We start from the raw sequence: 20,061 nt of genomic DNA on the forward strand, positions 1-20,061 counted from the left end.
AGCTAGACCTTGGACCGCAACGCCTCGACGTCCTCGCGCAGCCTGCGGACCTCGGCGAGGATCTCCATCGTCGCGGCCATCTCCTCGCGGTCGTGCTCGGCGTGCTCCTCGGCCATCTGCGTCTGCATGGCGCTGACGGCGACCGCGATGAACAGGTTGAGCACGGTGAACGTCGTGACGGCGAGGTAGCCGACGAAGAAGATCCACGCGAACGGCTTCTCGGCCATGACGAGCCGGGCGACCTCCGACCACGCCTCGCCCGTCATGACCTGGAAGAGCGTGAACAGCGAGTCGCCCAGGTCGCCGAAGTACCCCGGCGCGACACCGCTGAACAGCTTGGTGGCGATCACCGAGGACACGTAGAGCACCAGCGCCAGCAGCGCGGTGATGGACGCCATGCCCGGCAAGGCGGTCAGCAGCGCGGACACCACCCGGCGCATGCTCGGCACGACGGACACCAGCCGCAGGACCCGCAGCACCCGCAGGGCGCGCAGCACCGAGAACATCCCCGACGCCGGGAGCAGCGTGACGCCCACGACGATCGTGTCGAACCAGTTCCACGGGTCGCGGAAGAAGTCCCTGCCGTAGGCGCCGAACCGCAGTGCCAGCTCGACGACGAACACGGTGAGCGCCAAACGGTCGACGAGGTGCAGCAAGTCCCCGTACGACGCCATCAGCTCCGGCGAGGTCTCGGCGCCGAGCGTCACCGCGTTGACCAGGATCACCGCCGTGATCACCTTGGTGAACCAGGGGGCGTCCACCAGGACGCGCAGCCGACCACTCGGGATCAACGGGAACTCCTGGCGCGGCGAGAAGGCGGAGCGGACGAAGATCAACCTATCGAGTGACCTCCGCCGCCGGTCGCTTCGCCCGTTCGGACGCTGCCCGCGCCGGTGGCCTCCGCACGCGGGCCCCGGTCGGCGCGCTACGCGTTCGGGATTCGCCCGAGCAGGTGCCGCAGTGCCGGTTCCAGCTCGGGGTACCGGAACCGGTGCCCGAGCTTCGCGAGCGCCGCGGGCCGGACGAGCTGGCTCGCCTCGGCCAGTTCCCCGGCGCCCTGCTCGCCCAGCAGCACGCGCGGCCCGAACGCCGGCACCGGCAGCAGTGCGGGACGCCGCAGCACCTTCGCCAGGGTGGCGGTGTAGGTGCTGTTGCGCACCGCGCCGGGGGCGACGGCGTTGACGGGACCCGAGACCGCCGTGTCGTAGAGCGCGCGGTGGTAGACGTCGACCAGGTCGTCGATGCCGATCCACGACTGCCACATGCGGCCGTCGCCGAGCCTGCCTCCCAGACCGGTGGAGAACAACGGGTAGAAGATCTTGAGCGTGCCGCCGGCGGGGGACTGCACCAGTCCTGTCCGGACGGTCACCACCCGCATGTCCGCGGTCGCGGCGGAGGTGGCCGCGCCCTCCCAGTCGGCGACCACGTCGGCCAGGAACCCCTCGCCGCGCTCGCTGTCCTCGGTGAGCTCCTCGTCGCCCCGGTCGGGCCCGTAGACGCCGATCGCCGAGGCGCTGACGAACACGCGGACCCCCGCGGCGGCGGCCAGCCCGGCGAGCGCCCTGGTCGGTCCCACCCTCGACTCCCGGACGGCACGCCGGTGCGACTCGGTGAAGCGCCCGGCGATCGAGGCGCCGGCCAGGTGCACCACCGCGTCCACACCGGACAGCAGGTCCGGGGCGGGCGCGTCGGGGTCCCACCGCCGCTCGTCCGGTCCGGCGGGATCGCGGCGGACGAGCCGGACCACCCGGTGCCCGGCCGTGGTGAGGAACGGGCCGAGCGCCTTGCCGACGAAGCCGCCGCCGCCGGTCAGGGCGATTGTCATCGGCGCGTCCCCGGCCTGCCGCGCGGCGGCCTGCGCGGCGAGATCGGCCGCGACCTGCCGGTGCCGGTAGGCGAACATCTGCCGCAGAAAGGCCGCGGGAACGGGCGTGTCGACCCGGTCGGTCATCCGCGTCCCGCCGCCCTCGGCCGCGAACTCGTGGGAGTGCTTCCAGCGCAACACCCAGCCCAGCGGCGCGGAGTCGAGCTCGTCGACGAACCTGTGCGGCGGCTCGTAGCCGCTGTGCCGCGCACCCCAGCGCAGCCCGAGCGGGAAGCTCAGCACGGCGCGCCCGTCGACGAGGGACTCCGCCTCCCGCACCACGCCGATCGGCTGCCACGGCGGGGAGAGCCGGTGGATCGCCCCCGGTCGTTCATGCCACGCGAACACCTCGTCGAGCGGAGCGTCGACGACGCTCGAGTAGATCAACGACATGGTTCCACGCTAGGTGAGCCGGTGCCCGGACGCTCGACGGGAGAAGAACCGCCCGCCATCATGCAGACCCCGTCGGGCGGCCATAGCGTTGTCCGCAGTGACCTGGAGACGCGAAAGGTGATCTCATGCGCCGCTTCACCGCCCCCGTGGCCGCCCTCGTGCTCGGGCTCTCCCTCGTTCCCGCACCGGTTTCGGCGCAGGCGCCGGGCGCCGAGGTGCGCCCCGTGCGCTCGGTCGACCTCGAGCGCTACCAGGGCCGCTGGGTGCAGGTGGCGGCGATCCCGCAGCCGTTCCAGGCGCAGTGCGCCCGCAACGACAACGCGGTCTACACCCTGCTGCCGGAAGGGCAGGTGCGGGTCGTCAACTCGTGCACGCGCGCGGACGGCGGGACGACGTCGCTGGAGGGCCGCGCACGTCAGGAGAGCCCCGATTCGACGTCGAGGCTGCAGGTGTCGTTCGTGCGGACCGCCGAGGGGTGGGACTTCGACCGGCCGGGGACCTACTGGGTCATCGGCCTCGACCGCGACTACCGCTGGGCCGTGGTGGGTGCTCCGGACCGCAGGTCGGGTTTCGTGCTCTCACGCACGGCAGTTCCGTCTCAGAAGGACATCGACGGTATGACGAAGGCGTTGCTGCGCAACGGTTACGAACTGTGCGCCTTCAAGATCACGGCACAGGACGGCGGTGCACCGGAGTCCGTTCCGCTGTGCCCGGCCGGGTAGCGCCGTGGGAAAGCCGAGGGTCTTGTGAACTCACCACCCCCGCCGACCGACGTGCGGGACGATCCGCCCGCCCGCGGTGCCTCGTCCCCGGCGTCCGGCCTGGGTCACCTGATGACCGCCGTCGCACGAGGTGACCGGACCGCGTTCGGCCGCGTGTACGACCTGCTCTCGGGCCCGTTCTACCGCCTGGTCCTCCTCGGCCTGCGCGCCGGGGACCGGGCCGGGCGCGAGGCGGTGGCCGAACAGGCCGCGCTGGACGCGTGGACCGGCGTCTGGCGCGACGCCCCGCAACTCCTCCGCCGGCGGGGCGGGGCGCTCACCTCCGCCGAGGCCGCGGCCTGGGTCCTGGCCAGGGCGACCGGCTCCTCAGCGGCCTGACGAGAATCGCGGTTGACCTTCCAGCGGCTGCAAAGTCCAGGATTCACCCCATGGACACCAGCACCGGCCTGCTCACCATCGGCCAGCTCGCCCGCCGCACGGGCGTCTCGGCGCGCACGCTGCGCTTCTGGTCGAACGAGGGGGCGATCGAGCCGGCGGGCCGCTCGGCGAGCGGCTACCGGCTCTACGACGCCGCCTGCGTGACGCGCGTCGAGCTCGTCCGCACCCTGCGCGAGCTCGGCCTCGGCCTCGACGACGTGCGCCGCGTGCTCGAACGCCGGGTCACGGTGGCCGAGGTCGCCGCGGCGCAGGTGGCGGCGATCGACGCGCAGATCCGTTCCCTCAAGGTGAGCCGTGCCGTGCTGTCCACTGTGTCCGAACGGGGATCCACCACGGAGGAGACAGCACTGATGAACCGGCTGGCACGGCTTTCCGCCGCCGAACGACTCCAGATCATCGACGACTTCAAGGCCGAGGTGTTCGGCCGCCTCGACCTCGAGCCACAGCTGCGCGAGCGCGTGAGGGACCTTGCCATCGACCTGCCTGACGACCCCACGCCCGACCAGGTGGACGCCTGGATCGAACTGGCGGAGCTCGTGCAGGACGAGGGCTTCCGGGCGAGGATGAGGACCTTCCTCGCCCTGACCACCCCGTCGCCGGGGCGGCAGGCGCCACCCGGTGCGAGCATCTGGTGGGCCCGGCAGGTGGTGAACAGGGTGGCCCAGGTCAGGGGAGAGGGTGTCGCCCCCGACGATCCCCGCGCGGCGGAACTGGTCTCGGCGCTGTTCGGCGACGCCGAGCCGGGTGCGGTGCTCACGTCCCTGGAAGCGGGGATCGACGCGGGCGCGGAACGGTACCGCTTGCTCGTCGGCCGCGTGAAGGGACAACGCAAAGCGCCGGACGCCACCGAAGAGCTGCTCTGGCTGGCCGCGGCTCTCAGGTCCGCGATCGCGCGGGGCTGAGGCTCACGACCCGCGCGTGGCCGACTCGATCAGGGCGACGGTGACGCGCGGGTCTTCGACCTCGACGACGAGGCGGGCATAGCGCTCGTCCGCCAGTTCGATCACCACGGCCTTGGCGGCGTCCCGCACGTCCCAGAAGATCCTCTCGCCCTCCCGGTGGAACGTGCCCGCGGTGATCACGCCCGGCAGGTGGGTGCCCGGCGCGCGGATGCCCTTGCTCTCCTTGACGATCCCGGGGTCGATCGTGGCGCCGCGCACGTTGCGCAACGGGATGGTGAGGCTGCTCTTCAAGGCCCAGAGCTTGTCCAGGCCTTCGATGGTGACCACCAGGTCGTTGTCCTGGACGGTGACGCGTGCCATTCGTGTTCCCCTGTTCTCACTTGCCCAGCCGGTCGGCCAGAGCCGCGGCGAGGTCTTCTGTGGACGGTCCGGTCGCCCTGGCGCGCAGGCGCACCCCGAGCAGCGCGGCGGTGAAGGCGCTCGCCAGCGGAGCGGGCAGCAGGCCGGCGAGGGCGCGGTCGAGCTCGCCGAACGCCCGGGCGACCACCTCGGCGACCTCCGGGTCGTGCGGGGCTCGTTCGACCGCCGAGACCAGCAGCAGGTCCAGCGGCGCCGCCGTGATCAGGCGTGCGGCCTGCTCCAGGCCGGCGGCACCGGCGAGCGCCTCGGCCAGCGGACGCACGTGGTCGTCCGCGTGGCGGCGCAGCGCCACCAGGTAGAGGCCCTTCTTGCTGCCGAACGTCTTGTAGAGGCTGTTGCGGTGCACGCCCAGGTGTGTCACCAGGTCGTCCACCGAGATCCCGTCGTAGGCGCGGGTGGCGAACAGCTCCACCGCCGCGCGCACCACGGTGTCCTCGTCGAACTGCCTCGTTCTTCCCATGCGGCCACCCTAGGCGATTCAGGAACGATCAGTCAAGAACGATCGTTCCTGAATTCGAGGTGGCTGTTGGAGACGGACCCGGTGACACCTGCGTAGAACAGGCCGGTGACCTCCGCCGGGTGCGCGGCCGGGCCGGCGGACGCGGCGCCGTTGTCCCAGCCGAGGTCCTCGTGCCGGCGCGGCACCGGGCCGCGGCCGGTGACGACCTGACCCGCGTTTCGGCCGGTTCGGCCTCGAACACGCCTGGGAACGCGAGATCGCGCTGTCGAAGAAGTGGTGCGGCTCAGCCCGCCGCGTGGCCGGGGTCGCACCGCTGCGCGGCCTCCTGCAGGGCGCGCAGTGCGGCCCGGCACGCGGGGCGGTTCGTGCTGCTGTCGCGCCACAACGCGAACACCCGTCGCCGGGGCGTCGGCAGCAGCGGCACGAACCGGACGCCCTCCGGCGCCCGGCCGCGGCCGAGCCGGGGGATGATCGCGACGCCGAGCCCCGCCGCCACGAGCGCGAGCTGGGTGGAGTGCTCCGAGGCGGTGTGCCGGACCCGGCGGCCGATCCCGCTGCGGCGCAACGTGTTCTCGAGCCAGCCGTGGCAGAGCTCGTCGCTGGGCCAGCCCACCCAGTCCTCGTCGCGCAGCTCCTCCAAGCCGACGGCGGCCCGGTCGGCGAACGGGTGCCGGTCGGGCAGGGCCACGTCGAGGACGTCTTCGAGCACCGGGGCGCACGAGAGCCCGTCGGGGATCGCGAGAGGTTCCTCCGGCCAGTCCTGCACCACCGCGAGATCGACGTCGGCGTGCCGCAGTTGCGCGATCGACTCCCCGGGCTCCAGTTCCACGAGCCGTGCCACCAGGTCCGGGTGTCGCTGCCGCAGTGCGTGCAGCATCGGCGGCACGAGGCCCCGTGCGGCCGTGGCGAACGCGGCCACGGCGAGGGTTCCGGTGACGGCGCCTCGGTGCTGGGCGAGGTCGGTCTCGACGAGCTCGACCTGGCGCAGCAGCCTGCCCGCGTGCTCGGCGAGCAGGTCGCCGACGTCGGTGAGCCGGATGCCGCGGCCCTGCTTCTCCAGCAGGCGCTGTCCCACCTCGCGCTCCAGCCTGGCCAGTTGCTGCGACACCGCCGAGGTGGTCACGTGCAGCGCCTCGGCGGCACCGCGGACCGATCCCGTGGTGGACACCGCGTGCAGCGTTCGCAGGCGTTCCAGGTTCAACACATTAGCGATGCTACGCGGTAGCTCCAAGAATGTTTCGATTGTCTTAGCAAAGTCGGGTCGGCAGGGTGGGCGTTGAAAGAACCGACACTGCAAGGAGATCCCCGTGCGTTCCGATCGGCACTTCGTCCTCGGTGGCGACCTTCCCGTGCACCGCTTGGGTTTCGGCGCCATGCGGATGCCCGCACACGACCCGGCCGCGGCGCACGCCCTGGCCCGTCGCGCGGCCGACCTCGGCGTCACGCTCTTCGACACCGCCGACTCCTACGACCTCGGCCGCAACGAGGAACTGCTGGCCGAGGCCCTCCACCCGTACCCGGACGGCGTCGTCGTGGCCACCAAGGCCGGGCAGTGCCATCCCGGCGAGGAGTGGATCCCGCTCGGGCGGCCGGAGTACCTGCGCCAGCAGGCCGAGCTGAGCCTGCGGCGGCTGCGGCTCGACCGCATCGACCTGTTCCAGCTGCACCGCATCGATCCCAAGGTGCCCCTGGCGGACCAGATCGGCGCGCTGCGGCAGCTCCAGGACGAGGGGAAGGTGCGCCATGTCGGGCTGTCCGAGGTCTCCGTCGACCAGATCGTCGAAGCCGGCCGGATCACGCCGGTCGTGAGCGTGCAGAACCGCTACAACCTCGACGACCGGCGGTGGGAGGACGTGCTGGTGCACTGCGAGCGGCACGGCATCGCCTTCCTGCCCTGGCTGCCGATCGCGCCGAGCGTGCGGCCGGGCTCGCCGGTGGCCGAGGTCGCCCGGCGGCTCGGTGCCACCGCGGCGCAGGTCGCGCTGGCGTGGCTGCTGCGCCGCTCGGAGGTCGTGCTCCCGATCCCGGGCACGTCCTCCCCGCGCCACCTCGAGGAGAACGTCCGCGCGACCGGTCTGGAACTGTCCGATGAGGACTTCGCGCTCCTCGACCGGCCCGCCGCGCTGCTATGACCCGAACTTCCGCCAGCGTCCTTCGGAGACCACCTCGACGGAGCCGTCGTCGACCTTGATGGCGGTCTGCTCGTCGATGGCGTACGCCGGGACGCCGAGGCCGGCGGCCCACTCCTCGGCGTGCGCCGGGGTGTTGGCGGGGAAGGCGTCCAGGTGGGGGAAGATCGAGAAGTCGACGACGCCGAGGGTGCGGTCGTCCGGTGCGGATGGCCACTCGACGAAGTACGAGCCGATCCTCGGCGTCAGCACCATGCTCCCGGCGCTCACGCCCACCCACACCGTGTCTGGCAGTGAGGGCAGCAGGCCGGCCAGCCCGGACTCCCGCAGCCAGTGGCAGAGGTAGGTCGCGTCGCCGCCGTCGACCAGGAGCACGTCCGCCTCCCGCACCCAGGGCACCCAGCGCCGCGCACCGGTGCTGGGCAGGGCGGTGAGCTCGAGGACGCCGAGCGACGCCCAGCCCAGGCCGGAAAGGTGCCGCGACCCGGCCTCGGCGGCGACGAACCCGCGCACCGATCCCGGACCGCACAGCGGGTGGCCCCACTGGGCGGTCGGGACGCACAGGGCGTGGCACTCGGAGATCGGTTTGCGCAGGAGCCGCACGAGCGCCGAGTGGATGCTGGGGTTCGTGACGCCACCCGAGGTGAGCAGGAGCTTCACGGCAGGCCTCCGGAACGGTCGGGGGAGGGGAACGTCCCGGTAGACCCCCGGCCGGGCCGGAACTCATCGCGGCGCCGGCTCAGCCGGGCACCTCGTCCAGGTAGGCCTTCGCCTGCAGCGTGAACAGCTCGGCGTACCCGGCCCCGGCCGCCATCAGCTCCTCGTGCGTCCCGTACTCGGCGACCTTCCCGTGCTCCAGCAGCAGGATCCGCTCCGCCTGCCGCACGGTGGAGAACCGGTGCGAGATGTAGAGCGTGGTCCTGCCTTCCGACAGCTCCCGCAGTCGCGAGAACAGGTCGTGCTCGGCCCGCGCGTCCAGCGCGGACGTCGGCTCGTCGAGCACCAGGATCGGCGCCTCGCGCTGGAACGCCCTGGCCAGCGCGATCTTCTGCCACTCACCGCCGGACAGGCTGACGCCCTGGTCGAACCAGCGGCCGAGCGGGCTGTCGTAGCCCTGGGGCAGCCGCTCGATCCGTTCGGCGGCGCCCGCGCGGCGGGCCGAGTCCTCGATGTGCGGCCGGTCCTCGAGGCGGGTCAGGTCGCCGAGGCCGATGTTCTCCGCGGCGGTGCCCTGGTACGTCACGTAGTCCTGGAACATCGCGCTGATCCGCGTGCGCAGCTCGACCGGGTCGTACTCGCGGATGTCCACGCCGTCGAGCAGGATGCGGCCGTCTGTCGGGTCGTAGAGCCGGCAGAGCAGCTTGAACAACGTCGACTTGCCCGCGCCGTTGCGGCCCACGACCGCGACCGTCTCACCGGGCCGGATCTCGAAGCTGACGTCGTCGAGCGCCGGTTCGGCCGAGCCCGGGTAGCCGAAGGTCACCGAGTCGAACTCGATGTGCCCCTCCACCGAGGACGGCATCGGCCGCGGCGACGGCGGGACGGTGATCTCGGGCTTCGTGTCCAGGAACCGGTAGAGCGTGTCGAGGTAGAGGTTGTTCTCGTACATCCCCGAGAACGCCGTGAACAGTCCGGACACCGAGGTCTGCACCGAGGCGGCCGCGGCGGTGTAGAGCGCCAGGTCGCCGAGCGTGAGCCGTCCGCCGACCGCTTCCAGCGCGATGTACAGCGTGATCGCCGAACCCGCCAGCGTGCTCAGCAGCCCCCAGGACGTCGAGCTGATGTTGCGGTTGACCGTGAGCTTGCGCTGCCGCTCGTAGGAGACGGTGCCGAGCCGGCGGAACCGGTCGACGAAGTACGGGCCGAGCCCGAAGAGCTTGGTCTCCTTGGCGTAGGTGTCCGTCGTGACCAGGGAGGACAGGTAGTCCATGCGCCGCTTGATCGGCGACATGACGAAGGTCAGCCAGAACGCCCGCGTGCCGTACTTCGACTGCGAGATGAACGCCGGGATCGGCGCCACGAGCGCGACCAGGGCCAGCAGCGGGCTGATCGAGACGAGCAGCGCGACCATGCTGCCGAACGTGATCAGCGTCCGCAGCAGTCCCAGCGCGGAGTTCATCATCGACAGCGGCCGCGTCGGCGCCTCCTGCGCGGCCTGCCGCAGCACGTCGTACGACGCCGAGCCCTCGAAGTAGGCGAGGTGCAGGTCGCTGGCGTGCGCCATCACCCGGTGGCGGATCGTCAGCGTCATGCGCTCCTGCAGCAGCGACTGCGCGATCGACGTCAGCGCGCTGCTGACCGCGGTCGCGGCCAGCACGCCGAACTGCAGCAGCGCGACGTCCACGATGTCGCGCGTGGTGCCGGTGCCCTGGATCGCCGCGACGACCGAGTCCAGCAGCAGCTTCGCGATGTACGCGGTCGCGGTCGGCAGCAGGCCCGACAGGAGCGTGATGAGCGCCAGGACGACGGTCAGGACCGGGCTCGCCTGCCACGTCAGCTTCGCGACCTTCGGCAGGCCGCGGACGGTGCCCGCCACGGACGTCCTCACGCGCTTCAGCCGGGAGCGCAGGTCCTTCGGCCCGTCCTCCGGCTTGGCCTCGGGGATGTCGACCGGCCCGGTGAGCCCGCTGTCCGGCACCGTCGTGGCACGCCGCCGGCGGCCGCGCCGGCTCAGCACGAACTCCAGGCCGCCCCCGCCGCCCGGCATCATCCGGCCTCCACGGCGCCGTGCAGGAAGAAGTCGACCACCTGGCGCGTGGTGGGCGAGTCGTCGGACGCCATCCGGCGCCCGCCGAACAGCAGGGCCAGGAAGAGGGCGGCGAGCTGCTCGGGGGGCAACCTCAGGCGGTCGGCGTCCGGCGCGAAGAGCTCGGCCAGCGCCTCCCGGATGGCGGCCATCGACTCGCGGCGCCCGCCCTTCCAGGGAGCGCGCCGGCCGGAGCCGCGGGGCTCGAGCCGCCCGGAGGCGCGCAGCGCGCCCATCAGGGCGCCCATCCGCTCGAGGTGCGCGCCGAGGGTGCCGGCGGCGTCGACGAGGCGGTCCTCCAGAGGGCGGTCGAGGGGAATCTCGGCGATCGCGTCGAGCACGCGGTCGGGCTTGAGCGCCTCGGCCGTGCAGGCGTCGAACAGCTCGTCCTTGTCCTTGAACGCGCGGAACACGGTGCCCTCGCCGATGCCGGCGGCGCGGGCGATCTGGCTGCTCGTCACGGTGGTGCCGTGCTCGACGAGGAGCGGCAGCACCGCGTGCACGATCATGGCGCGCCGGTCCTCGGCGCTCATGCCCGGCGCTCGGCGCCGGGTCTCGGGTGCTGGTGTCATGCGCCCATCCTGCGGAGTGAGCGCTCACTCCGTCAAATGGTTTCGGCTCATCCCTGGTGCGCACCCGTGTGGGCACGCACCAGGGAACCCTTCCGGCCAGTCCGTCAGATCGATCCGCGCGTGGGATGTGCAGAACCCGGTGACCCGGTCACGGACCGTGCGCAGCACCTCGGCCGCGTCGTCGCGCTCGACCCCTGCCGGCAGCTCGGCGATCAGGGCCGCGCGCTCCGCTCCGGCGGCGTTGGCGGACCTGAGCTCCGCCACCAGGCTCTCGACGTCGCCGCCGGGCGCCGTGGCGTCCACCGCTCACCTCCGCCCGGATCGCGGCCTCGGTGTCGGCGTACGCCGTGAGCAGCGCCGCGACCTCCTCGCCGCGCAGCTTGATCTCGTGCAGCGCCTCCAGCGCCCGGACTCCGCCCGCGCGACGCGGTAGTGCTCGCCGTACTTGCGGCGCGGATCCCCGCGCCACCGCCCGCGACACGCCGGGTCGTCGTCCACCGTGGGGATCGAGGGCCGCGCGACGCGACCAGCGGTCGTCATGCGCCCAGCCGGACACCGGTGCCCGCCGGAGGTACCGTCTGGCCGTGACCACAACCTGCGAACACGTAGCGGAGCTGGGGCCCGACCCCGCTCCCGCCACTCCGGAGGGGTGCGAGGACTGCCTGTCCACCGGCGGCAGGTGGGTGCACCTGCGCCTGTGCCTCGGTTGCGGCAAGGTCGCCTGCTGCGACTCCTCACCCGCCAAGCACGCCTCGAAGCACTTCGCCGACGAGGGCCACCCGGTCATCCGCTCGTTCGAGCCGGGGGAGACCTGGCGCTGGTGCTTCGTGGACGACGCGGTCGTCTGATCCTCGCGGCCGTCGCGCCGGCCAGACCTCGCGTGGGGAAGCTGTGGCCCGATCGAAGGTTGGCGCCCCGCCGGGCAGGGCATCCGGGTGCAGATCACCGGAACGTTCGCCGTCGAAGGAGGACCAAGTGGGCACCGACGACAAGATCGACGCCAACGCCGACCAGCTCAAGGGCAAGGTCAAGGAAGGCGTCGGCTCCCTCACCGACGACGAGGGCCTGGAGGCCGAAGGTCAGGGCGACCAGGCCAAGGGCCACCTGAAGGAAGGCGTCGAGAAGGTCAAGGACGTCTTCAAGAAGGACTGAGCAGGTCGGGATGAGCACCCAGGCCCGCGTGGGACGTCAGCACAGGACCCGGTAGTCGTAGGGCGACAGATCGGGATCGGCGTCCCACTCGGCCTGGGGTGAGGCCCCGGCGGACGAGTCCGCGGGGATTGGCTGCCGGGACCGCTCGCGCCCCACAACGTGACGACGCCGTTGGGGGAACCGGCGGCCGGCAAGGGTCCGGTCGGCGGGAACGCCGCCACCACCTGGCCCGTCGGGCCGGACACCGCGCCCGTTCTCACCGCTGCCCGCCTTTCTGCCGGAACACTGTCACGCATCCAGGAGCGATTGCTGTGACGGGAGAGCGATGCCGGGCAAATACGCACCCCTGACGGCCTACCTCGTGGATGCGGCAGGGCATGGTCGAGAGAGCGTCGAACTGTCGTTCGCCGAGCTCGCCGAACTCGTGGGCGGTCTTCCTCCGTCGGCGTCCGAGCATCGGGCGTGGTGGGCCAACGGCACGTCGTCCCAGCAGGCGGCGTGGCGCGGCGCCGGGTGGCGGGTCGGATTCCCCGACCTGGAGCGTCGCCGCGTGCGGTTCGTGCGAGATGCTGCTCCGTCGGCCACATCGCCTCGGAGCCTGCGGCAGGTTGAAGCGGGTGAGCTACCCCTCGACGAAGACACCCCTGCTTTGGACGTCCGCGTGCGTTGCATGTGGAGGATCGCCGGTGAGGTCGGGTTGTCGGGCGGCAAGCTGGTCTTCCCGAGCCTGCCCGAGGTAGCCGCGATCTACCGCTTGACGTTGAACGGCCTGACGGGGAGGCCTCGGATCTACGTCGGCGAGACCGACAACCTCCGGCGTCGCGCCGGCAACTATCGCAATCCTGGACTGACACAGCAGACGAACCAGCGGCTCTACGACGAACTCGTCCGGCATCTGGCGTCGCACGGCACGGTCAGCCTGTCCGTGGCCACGGAGGCCGAGATCGAAACGGGCGGCCTCCGCTCCGCGTTGCCGCTGACGCGCAAGACGGCCCGCGTTCTCGCAGAACACGCTGTGCTCGCTCTGGCCTACGTCGACGACACGGTGGACATCCTGAACGCTGACCGAGGCGCGGAGTGACGAGCCGCTGCACGGCGGCGAAGCCAGGCACCGCCTCTCGTACGATGACGCCATGTTCGCCCTCCTGCGGTCGGTGTGGGACGAGCCCCGGCCGGCTCGGGGCGCGGCACGCCTTTGGTGGGACTGGGCGCTCGTCGTCGTCCTGCTGCTGGTCGCGGTGCTCGAAGCGGTGCTGCGGCCCGGCTTGGAGACGAGGGCGGGCTCGTTCGCCGTGGCGGTGGCACTGCTGCCGTTGTTGCTGATACGTCGGACCAGGCCGCTGGTGGCGGTCGCCGGGGCGTTCGGGGTGGCGGCGGTTGCCTCGCTCGTGTTCGGAGGTGAGCCCGAGCTCGGCGTGCTGGTGTTCATGGTGCTGTTCCCGTACTCGCTGTTCCGGTGGGGGTCGGGTCGCGAGGCCGTGATCGGGCTGGCGGTGATGCTCGGCAAGGTCGTGGTGTCGGCGGTGCTCGGGTACGTCGGCGCGGGCGAGACCGTGGCCGGGGCCGCGGTGCTCGGGGCCGCGTGTGCCGCCGGGGCCGCGGTGCGGTACCGGGGGCGGGCGCGGGCTCGGGAGTTCGAGCAGGTCAAGTTGCTGGAACGGGAGCGGCTGGCGCGGGATCTGCACGACACGGTGGCGCACCACGTGTCGGCGATGGCGATCCGGGCGCAGGCGGGGCTCGCGCTGGCTCCGGCGCGGCCCGAGGCGGCGGTCGAGGCGCTCGCGCTGATCGAGTCGGAGGCCTCGCGGGCGCTCACCGAGATGCGCACGATGGTGAGAGCACTGCGCCGCAACGACTCCGCGGACATGGCGCCCAGTCCCGGCGTTGCCGACGTCGCGCTGCTCGCCAGTCCGGGGAAGCCCGGGCCCGAGGTGGACGTGCGGATCGACGGGTCCGTCGGCGACCTGTCCCGGTCGGTGGGGACCGCCGTCTACCGGCTCGCCCAGGAGGCCGTCACCAACGCGCGGAGGCACGCCCGGCACGCCACCCGCGTCGAGGTGCGCGTCACCATTGGCGGCTCGTCGGTGCGCCTGCGGGTGAGCGACGACGGCGACTCCGGCACGACGGTGGGGGAAGGGCACGGGTTGATCGGCATGGAGGAGCGCGCGAGCCTGCTCGGCGGCAGCTGCGAGGCGGGACCCGGCGCCGGCCGGGGCTGGACAGTGACCGCCGTGCTGCCGCTGACGGGAGCGGGCCGGTGAGCGTGCGGGTCCTGGTCGCCGACGACCAGGAGATCGTCCGCACCGGGCTCGCGATGATCCTCGGCGCCCAAGAGGGCATCGAGGTCGTCGGGATGGCGCCGGACGGGCGGCAGGCCGTGGAACTGGCCCGGCGCCTGCGGCCCGACGTGTGCCTCTTCGACATCCGGATGCCGGAGGTCGACGGCATCGAGGCCACCCGCCTGCTCACCGCGTCCGGCGCCGCCGACGCACCGGCTGTCGTCGTGATCACCACGTTCGACCTCGACGAGTACGTCTACGCCGCGTTGCGCGCGGGCGCCAGGGGATTTCTGCTCAAGGACGCCGGTCCCGCCCTGCTCGCCCAGGCGGTCCACGCGGCGGCGGCCGGTGACGCCTTGATCGCACCGAGCGTCACGGCGCGGCTGATCGAGGCGTTCGCCGACACCGGGCCCGCGGGACCGGACGTGCGGCCGGCCGAACCGCTCACCGAACGCGAGGAGCAGGTCCTCGCCGCCGTCGCGGGCGGGCGCACCAACGGCGAGGTGGCCCAGGAGCTGCACATCACGCTCAGCACCGTGAAGTCGCACATCGCCAGCCTGATGGCCAAGATCGGCGCCAGGAACCGGGTCGAGATCGCGATCTGGGCCTACGAGACCAGGCGCGTCCGGGGCGGTTTCCGGCCGCGGTCAGCCGAAAGTACGACGACGGCGCCCGACCATCGGCCAGGATGATCGAAGCCCTTCCGCCGATGAGGTGACGGCCCCGCGCACGCCACGATCTGGTGCATGACCTCCACCAAGCGGGACGTGCTCATCCCGGCCGCGATCCTCCTCTTCAGCGTCGTCCCGGTGCTCGGCGGCGTCCTCCGGCTGGCCGAGCTCGGCGCCGGCGCGCAGATCACGCCGGACAACGCGCGGTTCTTCGCCTCACCCGTTCCCGTGGTGGTGCACGCCGTCACCGTCACCGTCTACTGCCTCCTCGGCGCCTTCCAGTTCGCTCCCGGCTTCCGCCGGCGCAGACCCGGCTGGCACAGGGTTTCCGGACGGCTCCTGGTCCTTTGTGGACTTGTCGGGGCGTTGTCCGGTCTGTGGATGACCGCCTTCTACCCGAAACCCGCCGACGTGGGCGCCTTCCTCACCGGCACGCGGCTCGTGTTCGGCACAGCTTGGGCGGTGTTCCTCGTCCTCGGCGTCGCCGCCGTCCTCCGCCGGGACGTCTCCGGGCACCGGGCGTGGATGATCCGCGCGTTCGCCGTCGGGCTCGGTGCCAGCACGCAGGCCGTGACGATGGGACCGTGGATCGCGCTCGTCGGCCCGCTGGACCGGCACAGCAAGGCGGTGCTGATGCTCGCCGCCTGGCTCGTCAACCTCGCCGTGGCGGAGTGGATCATCCGCCGTCCCGCTCGCACGGCCGTTCGGCTGCGCGCCCGGCTCGCGGTGGGGGAGAGCCGGTGAGGGCGGTCGTCCGGCCTCACCCGCGGTCGACCGCCTCCAGCGGCTTCGCCGGTGCCTCGAGCCGCCACGCCTGCTCCACCGGCTCGGCCGGCTGCCCGGAGTCCACTTCGGCCAGATCGGCCAGGATCGCGCCGTACCCGTCGTAGTGCGATGTCGTGAAGAACGCCGGGTCGCCGGACGCGAGCAGCGCCGCTCGCCGCGCAGCTGGGCGAAGCTCCTGCCCGCCACCTCCAGCGCCGGCGTCCGGTACCAGGTCACCTCCTCGACCTCCGGCAGGCGCGAGGCCGGGGTCGCCACGTCGCCCCAGGTCGTCATGGTCGCCATCGTCGCAGCGGTCCGGTGCGTCCGGCTTGGACGAAGGGAAACTCGCCGAAGGGTGACCAACGGCGCGCGACGGGGTACTCGTGAGCGGCCGGAGCGCGCGCTCCGGCCGCCGGGAGGTCACATGAGTGCGCAGCTCGACATCAGCCTGCTGACCTGGCTGCTGACGATCGGCCTGGTCGTGGCGCTGCTCGCGGTCGACCTGGTCGTCGCGGCCAAGCGCCCCCACCACGTCGGGATCGGCGAGGCGGCCGCGTGGTCGGTGGGGTACGTGGCGATCGCCATCGGGTTCGGCGTCTGGTTCACGCTGCACTACGGCGGCGGGCCGGGCACCGAGTTCTTCGTCGGCTACCTCGTCGAGAAGAGCCTCTCGGTCGACAACCTGTTCGTCTTCGTGATCATCATGTCGACCTTCTCGGTGCCCGACCGGCACCGGCACAAGGTGCTCACCTTCGGCATCGTGCTGGCGCTGGTCATGCGGGGGATCTTCATCGCGCTCGGCGCCACTCTGCTGTCGCTGTTCTCGTTCGTGTTCCTGCTGTTCGGCCTGCTCCTGATCTACACGGCGGTGCAGCTGTACCGGCACCGGGACGAGGACCCCGACATCGAGGACAACGTCGTGGTCAAGACCTCGCGCCGGGTGCTGCCGGTGACCGACGACTACGCGGGCGGCGACCTGTTCACCCACGAGGGTGAGAAGCGGATGGTGACGCCGCTGTTCGTCGTGCTGATCGCGATCGGGACCATCGACCTGCTGTTCGCGCTCGACTCCATCCCGGCGGTCTTCGGCATCACGTCCCAGCCGTACGTCGTCTTCGCCGCCAACGCCTTCGCGCTGCTGGGCCTGCGCGCGTTGTTCTTCCTCGTCCAGGGCCTGCTGGACCGCCTGGTGTACCTGTCGGTCGGGCTGTCGCTGATCCTGGCGTTCATCGGGGTGAAGCTGATCCTGCAGTGGGCGCACGAGGACGTCAGCAAGAGCGTGCCCGAGATCCCCACGCTGCTCAGCCTCGCGGTGATCGCCGTCGTGCTCGCGGTCGTGACGGTGGCGAGCCTGGTCAAGACGAAGCGGGACCCGTCGGTCAAGGCCCACCCGGGCTCGCTGCGGACGCGCAGGGCGTCCGCCGGGCGCTCGGAGAAGGGCCGGCCCCAGGCGGCGGATCGCCGGTCCTCGTAGCCGAAGCGCCACCGACGGGTGTCCTGCCCGGCCCGTCCCGGCGGCACCGCCCGCCGCCCACAGGGTGGAAACCGGCTGCGCCACGCCGGGACGGATGCTTGTCTGGTCGGCATGACGAGCTGCGGAAGTGCGCCGGCATCCCCGTCTCGCGAACGGGCCCGGTCCGGTGCCCGCTGACACCGCGACGGCGCGACCCGATCTCGGTACCGGGCTGCGCCGCGTGCTGGTCGTCCTGTGCAACACCGAGATCATCAGCTGGGGAGTGCTGTACTACGCCTTCCCGGTGCTGCTGCCGACCATCAGCGCCCGGACCGGGTGGTCGCTCGCGGCGATCACGGCCGGGTTCTCCGCGAGCCAGGTCGTGGCGGGCCTGGTGGGCATCCCCGTGGGCAGGCTGCTCGACCGGCACGGTCCGCGCGCCGTCATGACCACCGGCTCGGTGATCGCCGTGCTCGCCCTCGTGGCGCTGGTGAGCGCGAGGTCGTTGGTGTGGTTCACCGCGGCGTGGCTGCTGGCCGGTGTCGCGATGGCCGGTGTCTTCTACGCGCCCGCGTTCGCCGCCCTGACCCGCTGGTACGGGCCGCGCCGGGTGACGGCCCTGACCGCGCTGACCCTGGTCGCCGGTCTGGCGAGCACCGTGTTCGCGCCACTCACCGCGGTGCTGAACGACCGGCTCGACTGGCGCGGCACCTACCTCGTGCTCGCCGCTTTCCTGGCGGTCACCACGATCCCGCTGCACCTGTGGGGTCTGCGGCTGCCGTGGCCCGCGATCGAGCACGAGACCGTCCACACGCCGTCGGCGGTGGCGCGCAGCAGGCCGTTCCTGGTGCTCGTGGTCGCGATGAGCCTGGCCGCGTTCAGCGTGTACGCCGTCGTGGTCAACCTCGTCCCGCTGCTCACCGAACGCGGCATGACCACCTCGGGCGCCGCTGTCGCCCTCGGCCTCGGCGGTGTGGGCCAGGTGCTCGGGCGCCTCGGCTACGCCAGGCTGGTCGCGAGGACGTCCGTGCGCGCCCGCACCCTGGCGGTGCTCCTCGTCAGCGCGGCGGTGACGATCCTGCTCGGGCTCGTCCCCGGACCCGCGCTCCTGCTGGTCGCGGGCTCGGTGCTCGCCGGCGTCACGCGCGGGATCTTCACCCTGGTGCAGGCGACCGCGATCACCGACCGGTGGGGCGCCGTCCACTACGGACAGCTCAACGGCCTGCTGACGGCGCCGGTCATGCTCACCGCGGCCGTCGCGCCGTGGGCGGGCAGCGCACTCGCGGCGGCACTGGGCGGCTTCCCGGCGGTGTTCGTCGTGCTCGGGCTGATCGGGGTGCTGGCGGCCGGGCTGTCCACCGCGAGCGTGCCGCGTCAGCCCACCGGTCACCTGCGGTGACGGATTCCGGCGTAGAGGAAGGTGCCCCCGGCGAAGGCGACCGCTGGGCCCGTCCACCCGCGCTGGCTCGCGGCCATCACCGACTCGTACCGGTCCTCGGTGAGCTCGCGGACGACAGCGCCGTCCTCGGACTCCGCGTACTTGCCGTCGCGCTGCTCGAAGGTCCCGGCGGTGGTGCCGGTCAGCAGCGGGTGGGCGAAGAGAAAAGCCCCGCCCGGCAAGGCGATCGCCGCCACCACGACCGACCACGCGGGCAGCGTCGGGTTCTCGGAGTCGTACCCGCCCCCGGTCAGCAGCGCCGCCGCCGGCACCAGGGCCAGGGAGATCACGGTCAGCACGACGTTCGCCGGCCGCGGCAGCAGCGGGCTGCCGGTCACGAACCCGGACAGGATGACGACGGCATCGATGGAGATCACGACGAGCGAGGCTCGCTGCAGCGGCACCAGTCCCCTGCGTCGTCACGGTAGGGCCGGGAGGCCGTTCCCGGGCCACAACGGCGATCTACGTCCGCGTCAGCGGGACAGCGACAGGATGAGCGTCTGCTGACGGCCGTCCTCGCACTGACCGATCACGGTCCAGCCGGCCGACTCGTAGAGCCGCCGCGCGGGCGCGTCGGGGTGGGTGCCGAGCCAGGCCGTGGCGTGCCCTTCGACGATGCGGTCCAGCAGCAGCCGGCCCAGCCCGCGCCGCCGGTGGGCCGGGTCCACCACGAGCTCCACGACCTCGAACGCCGGCGGCCGGAGCAGGTGGTGCAGGTGCGGCGCGACGCAGCTGTGCACCAGGGCGTAGCCGCGATCTCCTGGCACCTCCCCGCGAGCGGGCCAGCCGTAGACCAGCCCGGCGACGGTCTCACCGTGCCACGCCACGAACCCGTGAGCACCCGGTGTGGCCATGCTCCGGTCGAACCGCTCGTCCGTGAAGAGGGCGATCTCCTCCTCGGTCTCCGAGTAGGGCGGCGCCGCGAAACCCGAGCGGTACAACCGGAACACCTCCGATCGCAGGCCCAGCAACGCCTCCGGATCCGCGAACCGCACCTCGTAGCCCACGGCGACCAGGATGGCGGCCTGCCGGAGGTCTGTCACGACACCCGTGCGGTGGCTCGTCCGCCGGGGTTCACCTCGGTGTGGCGACGATCCGCTCGGCGACCAGGGGCGGCGGCGCGGCGACACCGGGACCGCCCGCGTCGACCCAGTCGGCGACGCCGTGCACCGCCTCGTCGTCCAGCACCGATCCCACCCACACGGGTTTCGCTCCCGCGGCGCGCGCGGCCGGGCTGGGCTGGACCACGACCACGTTCGACACCTCGCAGGCGTCGAGGCAGTCGGCCACGCGCACGGACGGGAGCCGTTCGCGCAACAGCTCCAACTGGCGGTCGTGGTCGACCTCGGGGTGCTTGCGCGCGGTGCCGCAGCAGCAGCCGCGGCAGACGGTGATCCGTGACGTCATGACGTTGTTCCACCCGCTTGTGCGCTGGAGCGAGGACAGCGGCGAGCGCCGGACGCGTGCATCGGAACCCTTTCCCGCACATCCACGACAGGAGTTGGTGACACCGCGCGGAACGGGTGATCGGGCTCGCCTCGCGAGGAGGCACACCGTTGCGGGACAGCGCCGGATTCCCACCGGACTTCCCCCACGCCGCGCTGAACGTCCCCCAGGCTCTCACGTCCCGGGCGGAGATCCGATGTGGGGAGGAACA

At 72.2% G+C, this 20,061-nt stretch carries 24 protein-coding genes, 1 pseudogene and 1 riboswitch; of the genes and pseudogenes, 13 read left to right on the top strand and 12 right to left on the bottom strand.

Annotation, left to right across the window (positions count from 1 at the left end):
* Positions 1-2: 2 nt before the first annotated feature.
* Together L6E10_RS22355 and L6E10_RS22360 are read right to left on the bottom strand one after the other, a co-directional pair.
* Positions 3-833: an ion transporter gene (locus L6E10_RS22355; RefSeq protein WP_374237277.1), complete on the bottom strand. Its 831-nt coding sequence runs from the start codon at positions 831-833 to the stop codon at positions 3-5.
* 92 nt (positions 834-925) lie between these two features.
* Complete coding sequence (locus L6E10_RS22360) at positions 926-2,257, bottom strand: TIGR01777 family oxidoreductase (RefSeq protein WP_236221491.1); 1,332 nt, start codon at positions 2,255-2,257, stop codon at positions 926-928.
* A gap of 125 nt (positions 2,258-2,382) precedes the next feature.
* Here L6E10_RS22360 and L6E10_RS22365 point away from each other — a divergent pair, with 125 nt between their 5' ends.
* The 3 genes from L6E10_RS22365 (at position 2,383) to L6E10_RS22375 (ending at position 4,319) form a co-directional block, all read left to right on the top strand.
* Entirely contained in the window at positions 2,383-2,979 is a 597-nt protein-coding gene (locus L6E10_RS22365; RefSeq protein WP_236221492.1) for a lipocalin family protein, read from the top strand.
* Between the two features lie 111 nt (positions 2,980-3,090).
* Positions 3,091-3,357 carry a hypothetical protein gene (locus L6E10_RS22370; protein ID WP_236221493.1) on the top strand — a complete coding sequence of 89 codons (267 nt, stop codon included), beginning with the start codon at positions 3,091-3,093 and terminating at the stop codon, positions 3,355-3,357.
* A 50-nt stretch (positions 3,358-3,407) separates the two neighbouring features.
* Entirely contained in the window at positions 3,408-4,319 is a 912-nt protein-coding gene (locus tag L6E10_RS22375; RefSeq protein ID WP_236221494.1) for a MerR family transcriptional regulator, read from the top strand.
* Between the two features lie 3 nt (positions 4,320-4,322).
* On the opposite strand, the gene L6E10_RS22380 is transcribed toward L6E10_RS22375, so the two are convergent.
* The 3 genes from L6E10_RS22380 to L6E10_RS22390 form a co-directional block, all read right to left on the bottom strand.
* A complete protein-coding gene (locus tag L6E10_RS22380) occupies positions 4,323-4,679 on the bottom strand; it encodes a hypothetical protein (protein ID WP_236221495.1) in 357 nt (118 codons plus the stop codon).
* A gap of 16 nt (positions 4,680-4,695) precedes the next feature.
* Positions 4,696-5,199, bottom strand: a complete 504-nt coding sequence (locus L6E10_RS22385; protein ID WP_236221496.1) for a TetR/AcrR family transcriptional regulator — start codon at positions 5,197-5,199, stop codon at positions 4,696-4,698.
* A gap of 283 nt (positions 5,200-5,482) precedes the next feature.
* Positions 5,483-6,403: a LysR family transcriptional regulator gene (locus tag L6E10_RS22390; protein ID WP_236221497.1), complete on the bottom strand. Its 921-nt coding sequence runs from the start codon at positions 6,401-6,403 to the stop codon at positions 5,483-5,485.
* Between the two features lie 97 nt (positions 6,404-6,500).
* Between L6E10_RS22390 and L6E10_RS22395 the strand changes: the two genes are divergently transcribed.
* Positions 6,501-7,331 carry an aldo/keto reductase gene (locus L6E10_RS22395; RefSeq protein WP_374237279.1) on the top strand — a complete coding sequence of 277 codons (831 nt, stop codon included), beginning with the start codon at positions 6,501-6,503 and terminating at the stop codon, positions 7,329-7,331.
* Here the strand turns inward: L6E10_RS22395 and L6E10_RS22400 are convergent.
* The 3 genes from L6E10_RS22400 to L6E10_RS22410 form a co-directional block, all read right to left on the bottom strand.
* Entirely contained in the window at positions 7,326-7,988 is a 663-nt protein-coding gene (locus tag L6E10_RS22400; RefSeq protein ID WP_236221498.1) for a Type 1 glutamine amidotransferase-like domain-containing protein, read from the bottom strand. The two genes, L6E10_RS22395 and L6E10_RS22400, sit on opposite strands and share 6 nt — an antisense overlap.
* Before the next feature lie 79 nt (positions 7,989-8,067).
* The gene (locus L6E10_RS22405; protein ID WP_308102851.1) at positions 8,068-10,014 is read right to left on the bottom strand and encodes an ABC transporter ATP-binding protein; all 1,947 of its coding nucleotides are present in this window, start codon (positions 10,012-10,014) and stop codon (positions 8,068-8,070) included.
* 20 nt (positions 10,015-10,034) lie between these two features.
* Positions 10,035-10,607 carry a TetR/AcrR family transcriptional regulator gene (locus L6E10_RS22410; protein WP_236221526.1) on the bottom strand — a complete coding sequence of 191 codons (573 nt, stop codon included), beginning with the start codon at positions 10,605-10,607 and terminating at the stop codon, positions 10,035-10,037.
* A gap of 178 nt (positions 10,608-10,785) precedes the next feature.
* On the opposite strand from L6E10_RS22410, the gene L6E10_RS41240 reads away from it, so the two are divergent.
* The 7 genes from L6E10_RS41240 to L6E10_RS22445 all read left to right on the top strand — a co-directional run bounded on the left by L6E10_RS41240 (position 10,786) and on the right by L6E10_RS22445 (position 15,492).
* Complete coding sequence (locus L6E10_RS41240; protein WP_374237263.1) at positions 10,786-11,079, top strand: hypothetical protein; 294 nt, start codon at positions 10,786-10,788, stop codon at positions 11,077-11,079.
* A 151-nt stretch (positions 11,080-11,230) separates the two neighbouring features.
* Positions 11,231-11,494, top strand: coding sequence for a UBP-type zinc finger domain-containing protein (locus L6E10_RS22420; protein ID WP_236221500.1), 264 nt, complete (start codon positions 11,231-11,233; stop codon positions 11,492-11,494).
* Positions 11,495-11,621: 127 nt separating this feature from the next.
* Positions 11,622-11,798, top strand: a complete 177-nt coding sequence (locus L6E10_RS22425) for a CsbD family protein (protein ID WP_090096525.1) — start codon at positions 11,622-11,624, stop codon at positions 11,796-11,798.
* A 325-nt stretch (positions 11,799-12,123) separates the two neighbouring features.
* The gene (locus L6E10_RS22430) at positions 12,124-12,879 is read left to right on the top strand and encodes a hypothetical protein (protein WP_236221501.1); all 756 of its coding nucleotides are present in this window, start codon (positions 12,124-12,126) and stop codon (positions 12,877-12,879) included.
* 52 nt (positions 12,880-12,931) lie between these two features.
* On the top strand, positions 12,932-14,059 hold the full coding sequence (locus L6E10_RS22435; protein ID WP_236221502.1) for a sensor histidine kinase: 1,128 nt from the start codon (positions 12,932-12,934) through the stop codon (positions 14,057-14,059).
* Positions 14,056-14,769, top strand: coding sequence for a response regulator transcription factor (locus tag L6E10_RS22440; RefSeq protein WP_236221503.1), 714 nt, complete (start codon positions 14,056-14,058; stop codon positions 14,767-14,769). The genes L6E10_RS22435 and L6E10_RS22440 overlap by 4 nt, the downstream gene beginning before the upstream one ends.
* Positions 14,770-14,823: 54 nt before the next feature.
* On the top strand, positions 14,824-15,492 hold the full coding sequence (locus L6E10_RS22445; protein ID WP_236221504.1) for a DUF2306 domain-containing protein: 669 nt from the start codon (positions 14,824-14,826) through the stop codon (positions 15,490-15,492).
* A 16-nt stretch (positions 15,493-15,508) separates the two neighbouring features.
* Here the strand turns inward: L6E10_RS22445 and L6E10_RS22450 are convergent.
* Positions 15,509-15,807, bottom strand: a pseudogene (locus L6E10_RS22450) (hypothetical protein).
* Between the two features lie 130 nt (positions 15,808-15,937).
* Here L6E10_RS22450 and L6E10_RS22455 point away from each other — a divergent pair.
* Entirely contained in the window at positions 15,938-16,987 is a 1,050-nt protein-coding gene (locus tag L6E10_RS22455; protein ID WP_236221505.1) for a TerC/Alx family metal homeostasis membrane protein, read from the top strand.
* Between the two features lie 166 nt (positions 16,988-17,153).
* Positions 17,154-18,365, top strand: coding sequence for an MFS transporter (locus L6E10_RS22460; RefSeq protein WP_374237282.1), 1,212 nt, complete (start codon positions 17,154-17,156; stop codon positions 18,363-18,365).
* On the opposite strand, the gene L6E10_RS22465 is transcribed toward L6E10_RS22460, so the two are convergent.
* The 3 genes from L6E10_RS22465 to L6E10_RS22475 form a co-directional block, all read right to left on the bottom strand.
* Positions 18,353-18,808, bottom strand: a complete 456-nt coding sequence (locus L6E10_RS22465; protein WP_236221506.1) for a hypothetical protein — start codon at positions 18,806-18,808, stop codon at positions 18,353-18,355. The genes L6E10_RS22460 and L6E10_RS22465 overlap by 13 nt on opposite strands.
* 69 nt (positions 18,809-18,877) lie before the next feature.
* Positions 18,878-19,447: a GNAT family N-acetyltransferase gene (locus L6E10_RS22470; protein ID WP_236221507.1), complete on the bottom strand. Its 570-nt coding sequence runs from the start codon at positions 19,445-19,447 to the stop codon at positions 18,878-18,880.
* A gap of 31 nt (positions 19,448-19,478) precedes the next feature.
* Complete coding sequence (locus tag L6E10_RS22475; RefSeq protein ID WP_236221508.1) at positions 19,479-19,811, bottom strand: hypothetical protein; 333 nt, start codon at positions 19,809-19,811, stop codon at positions 19,479-19,481.
* 114 nt (positions 19,812-19,925) lie between these two features.
* Positions 19,926-19,996, bottom strand: a riboswitch (cobalamin riboswitch).
* Positions 19,997-20,061: the final 65 nt, after the last annotated feature.

Origin of the sequence: Lentzea sp. CC55 (assembly GCF_021056325.1) — a bacterium.
In the GTDB taxonomy this organism is placed as follows: Bacteria; Actinomycetota; Actinomycetes; order Mycobacteriales; family Pseudonocardiaceae; genus Lentzea; species Lentzea jiangxiensis.